Origin of the sequence: Teichococcus rhizosphaerae, assembly GCF_002631185.1 — a bacterium.
Classification (GTDB): Bacteria; Pseudomonadota; Alphaproteobacteria; order Acetobacterales; family Acetobacteraceae; genus Pseudoroseomonas; species Pseudoroseomonas rhizosphaerae.
Window position 1 is genome coordinate 1 of the sequence record NZ_PDNU01000097.1, and the last position, 4,395, is coordinate 4,395.

General features: G+C 66.8%; 6 protein-coding genes. All 6 read left to right on the forward strand.

The window, feature by feature from the left end:
- The coding region (locus tag CR162_RS21640; protein WP_367604177.1) for a PhnE/PtxC family ABC transporter permease at positions 1-305 on the forward strand (305 nt) is incomplete at its 5' end.
- 47 nt (positions 306-352) lie between these two features.
- Positions 353-1,213 (forward strand): metalloregulator ArsR/SmtB family transcription factor, encoded by an 861-nt coding sequence (locus tag CR162_RS21645; protein ID WP_099097534.1) that lies wholly within the window; start codon positions 353-355, stop codon positions 1,211-1,213.
- Between the two features lies 1 nt (position 1,214).
- Positions 1,215-2,264 (forward strand): ArsJ-associated glyceraldehyde-3-phosphate dehydrogenase, encoded by a 1,050-nt coding sequence (locus tag CR162_RS21650; RefSeq protein ID WP_099097535.1) that lies wholly within the window; start codon positions 1,215-1,217, stop codon positions 2,262-2,264.
- Positions 2,264-3,490, forward strand: a complete 1,227-nt coding sequence (gene arsJ / locus CR162_RS21655) for an organoarsenical effux MFS transporter ArsJ (RefSeq protein ID WP_099097536.1) — start codon at positions 2,264-2,266, stop codon at positions 3,488-3,490. The genes CR162_RS21650 and arsJ overlap by 1 nt, the downstream gene beginning before the upstream one ends.
- Positions 3,491-3,608: 118 nt before the next feature.
- Positions 3,609-4,016: an ArsB/NhaD family transporter gene (locus CR162_RS21660; protein WP_099097537.1), complete on the forward strand. Its 408-nt coding sequence runs from the start codon at positions 3,609-3,611 to the stop codon at positions 4,014-4,016.
- 8 nt (positions 4,017-4,024) lie between these two features.
- On the forward strand, positions 4,025-4,395 hold a 371-nt coding region (locus tag CR162_RS21665), incomplete at its 3' end, for an NAD(P)-binding domain-containing protein (RefSeq protein ID WP_245870526.1).

Below are 4,395 nucleotides of genomic sequence, written 5' to 3' on the forward strand. Positions count from 1 at the left end.
GACCCGTCGCTGCTGCTTCATGGGGGTCCTCTTGCATCATCGGGACCTCTCCACTTTCCCGAAGCAAGTCCAACCTGCCCCAGGTGGCGCCAGCCATCGCGGGCATCGGGGTCTTCCGCTGGGACATCAACATCCGTGAGGCCACCGTGCTGGGTCTGGTCGGTGCTGGTGGCATTGGCCTTCAGCTGGAAGCATCGGTGGCAACGCTCGCCTGGCCCCAAGTCAGCGTCATCCTCCTGCTCATCCTGGCGACCGTGGTCGTCAGCGAATGGGTCAGTGCCCGAGTGCGCAAGGCCATCACCTGAGCAAGATGTCACGCGACACAGACAGACATTTCGATTAAACTGGAATCATGAAATCGAACGACGCTGCTGCCGTCTTTGCCGCCCTGGGACAGGAGTCTCGCCTGGACCTCCTCCGCATCCTCCTTGAGGCGGGGCCGACCGGCCTTTCCGCGGGCGCGGTCGGCACGGCCCTCGGCATCGTCCCCTCGACCCTGTCGTTCCACCTGCGGGCGCTGGAGCAGGTTGGGCTGGTCCGCCCGACCAGGCAGGGCCGCAGCCTGATCTACGCCGCGCAGATCGAGCGCCTGCGCCATCTGGTCACCTTCCTGTCGCGGGACTGCTGCGGCGGACGCCCTGAGCTTTGCGGCGACCTGATGCAAGCCTGGCCCGCCAGCCCTCCGGAGAACGGTCCCATGACCCCGGCCTACAATGTCCTCTTCCTGTGCACGCGCAACTCCGCCCGGTCGCTGATGGCCGAGGCCATCCTGAACAAGCTGGGCGGCGAGCGTTTCCGGGCCTACTCGGCAGGGTCGGATCCGGCGCCGCAGCCGATGCCCGAAGTGCTCGAGAAACTGGAAAGCCTCGGGCACGACATCTCTGGTGTTCGGAGCAAGTCGTACCTGGAGTTCCAAAAGCCCGACGCGCCCCGGATGGACTTCGTCATCACGCTCTGCGACGAGCTTCAGGGTCAGAACTGCCCGGACTTTGGCGGCCATGCCATCACGGCTTCCTGGCCACTTCCCGGGCCCGGCCAGTTCGCGTCTGGCTCGCACGAGCGCACCCTGATGCTCAATGAGCTCTATGCCAGCCTGTACCGGCGCCTCGGTATCTTCACCAGCCTCAAGATGGAAGCCCTGGATCGCATGTCGCTGCGGCACCGGGTGGGCGACCTGAGCGAGGCCCCTCTCACCGTCGCCAAGGAGCACTGACATGCGTGTCGGTATCAATGGCATGGGCCGCATCGGCAGGCTGGCGTTCCGGGCCGCCCTGGATGGCGTGTTCCGGGAGGCGAGCGACCCGCGTGGCGCGAACCGCCTCGACATCGTTCACGTGAACGAGCTCAAGGGTGGCGCCGCCGCGACGGCCCACCTCCTGGAGTTCGACAGCATCCACGGCCGCTGGCGGGAGCGGATTGCCGTTGAAGGCGAGCAAGCCATCGTTGTCGGCGACCGGCGCATCGGCTTCAGCGCCGCGGCGGCGCCGGGCGACGTCCCCTGGGGCGACCTCGGCTGCGACGTCGTGCTGGAGTGCACGGGCAAGTTCCTGAAGCAGGAGCAGTTGCAGGGCTATTTCGATCGTGGCGTTAAGCGGGTCATCGTGGCGGCACCGGTGAAGGACCCGGCAGCGGCCGCCCTGAACATCGTGGTGGGCGTCAACGACCACCAGTACGACCCGGTGCAGCACCGCCTGCTGACGGCGGCGTCCTGCACCACCAACTGCCTGGCGCCGGTGGTGAAGGTGGTCCACGAGGCCATCGGCATCCGCCATGGCCAGATCACCACGATCCACGACCCAACGAACACCAACGTCGTGGTGGACGCGCCCCACAAGGATTTGCGACGCGCGCGGTCGGCCATGCTGTCCCTGCAGCCGACCACCACCGGCAGCGCCACGGCCATCGCGCTCATCTACCCGGAACTGAAGGGGCGGCTGAATGGCCACGCCGTCCGGGCGCCGGTGCTGAACGCCTCGCTGACGGACGCCGTCTTCGAGATGCAGCGCGAGACCACAGCGACCGAGATCAATGAATTGTTCCGCTCGGCTGCCGCCGGGCCGCTGGCGGGCATCCTAGGCTATGAGGAGCGGCCTCTGGTGTCGGCGGACTACGCCAACGACACCCGCAGCGCCATTGTCGACGCGCTCAGCACCATGGTGACCGATGGGACGATGCTGAAGGTCTACGCCTGGTACGACAACGAGATGGGCTACGCCTGCCGGATGGTCGACCTGGCCTGCATCGTCCGTGAGCGGGGCGTCTGATGTCCGCCGTCCGCAACTACCTCATCGTGACCGGCGCCTACTGGGGCTTCACGCTCACCGATGGCGCGTTGCGGATGCTGGTGCTGCTGCACTTCTACCAGCTCGGCTACACGCCGTTGACCCTGGCCTTCCTGTTCCTGCTCTACGAGGCGGCGGGCATCTTCGCCAACCTCGGCGGCGGCTGGCTGGCGGCGCGGTTCGGCATCCCCCGGATGCTGGCGATCGGCCTGACGCTGCAGATCGGCGGCCTGCTCATGCTCTCGGCCCTGGATCCGGCCTGGGGCGCCGCCGCGTCGGTTGCCTGGGTCGTCTGCGCCCAGGGCATCTCCGGCGTGGCCAAGGACCTGACCAAGACGGCCTCGAAGTCGGCCATCAAGGCATCCTCGCAGCAGGGTGCCGGACAGCTCTTCCGCTGGGTCGCGTGGTTCACCGGCTCCAAGAATGCCATGAAGGGCTTCGGCTTCTTCCTGGGCGGCTTCCTGCTCCAGGCCGTGGGCTTCCGTCCGGCTCTCTGGATACTGGTGGCCTTGCTGGCGGTGGCCCTGGTGGGCGTGCTGCTGTCGCTCCCCCGCGAGCTGGGCAAGGCCAAGTCATCCAAGAGCTTCAAGAAACTCTTCGCCAAGAATCGCGGCGTCAACCTGCTGGCGGGCGCCCGGGTCTTCATGTTCGGCTCGCGCGACGTCTGGTTCGTCGTGGGCCTGCCGGTATTCCTCTACAGCCAGGGCTGGAACTACGTCGGCGTCTCGACCTTCCTGGCTGCCTGGACCATCGGCTACGGCGCGGTGCAGGCCCTGGCGCCACAGGTGGTCCGCCGCAGCCCCGACGGGCTGTCGCGCGAGGTGCCGGAGGCGCGCCTTTGGGGCGTGGCGCTGGCCGCCATCCCGGTCCTCCTCTGCGTCGCGCTGGCCATGGGCACCGTTGGCCGCCCGGACCTTGTGGTGGTTGCCGGGCTGGCGGTGTTCGGGTTTGCCTTCGCCGTGAACTCGTCGTTGCACTCCTACCTCATCCTGGCCTACGCGGGCTCCGAGAAGGCGGCCGAGGACGTCGGCTTCTACTACGCCGCCAACGCTGCCGGGCGGCTGGGCGGCATCCTGCTCTCGGGCGTCCTGACGCAGTACGCCGGTCTGGAAGGGTGCCTCTGGGGGTCGGCCGCGATGCTCGCCGCCTACGCCCTCCTGACCTTCCTGCTGCCTTCGCATGTTAGCCCTCGGCGGGTGCCAATCTGATGGCCTCTGAAACCACAGAATCCTTTCAAGTATTTCAGAAAATCTTTGGTCGGACGGCGTGCAGTCAGATTATCCTTGAGATCTCCCTGGCATCCAGCCCGGGGATGTGGATTGAAACGTGGCTGACACCACGAGTCTACCTCTGGTGATCTCAAAGCTCGTCACCATCGTGTCGGCCAGCTACTTCAATATTGGCTTCGACCGCTACGTCACGGTGATGCTGTCAGTGAAACTGGCGGCGCTCACCGTAACGCTTGGCGCCCTGGCTATCGAGCAGGCGCAGAACATCCCGCCTGCTATCCGGGAAGCTATGATCTACGCCAACGTCATCGGCTGCGACCTCGGTCCCAAATTCACACCCATCGGCAGCCTGGCGACGCTGCTCTGGCTGCATGTGCTGGCGCGCAAGGGCACCACGATCACCTGGGGGCAGTACATGAAGGTCGGCCTTGTCATCACGCCGCCGGTGCTGCTGGCCGTGCTGGCCGCCCTGGCGCTGTGGCTGCCAATGGTCGGCACCCCATGAGCGGGTCGGTGGAATGCGACGTCCTGGTCATCGGCGGCGGCCAGTCGGGGCTTGCCGCTGGGTACTTCCTGCGCCGAAGCGGCCTCGGTTTCGAGATCTTGGATGCCCATGACCGCCCCGGCGGCGCATGGCTGGACGCTTGGGACTCCCTGCGGCTGTTCTCGCCCGCGCAGATGAGCTCGCTCCCCGGGTGGCCGATGCCGCCTTCGGGCGATGGCTACCCGACGCGGGACCAGGTGGTCGACTACCTAGCCCGCTACGAGCAGCGATACGACCTGCCGGTCCGGCGGCCAGTCCGTGTCCAGGCCGTGGAGGAGGCGGGCGATCGGTTGGCCGTGAAAACCGACCGGGGCACCTGGATGGCCTCGGCGGTCATTAC

What these genes read in the sequence shown, in the direction of transcription:
- CR162_RS21645 (WP_099097534.1), top strand. Translation starts at nt 353, where the DNA reads ATGAAATCGAACGACGCTGCTGCCGTCTTTGCCGCCCTGGGACAGGAG.
- arsJ (WP_099097536.1), top strand. Translation starts at nt 2,264, where the DNA reads ATGTCCGCCGTCCGCAACTACCTCATCGTGACCGGCGCCTACTGGGGC.
- CR162_RS21650 (WP_099097535.1), top strand. Translation starts at nt 1,215, where the DNA reads ATGCGTGTCGGTATCAATGGCATGGGCCGCATCGGCAGGCTGGCGTTC.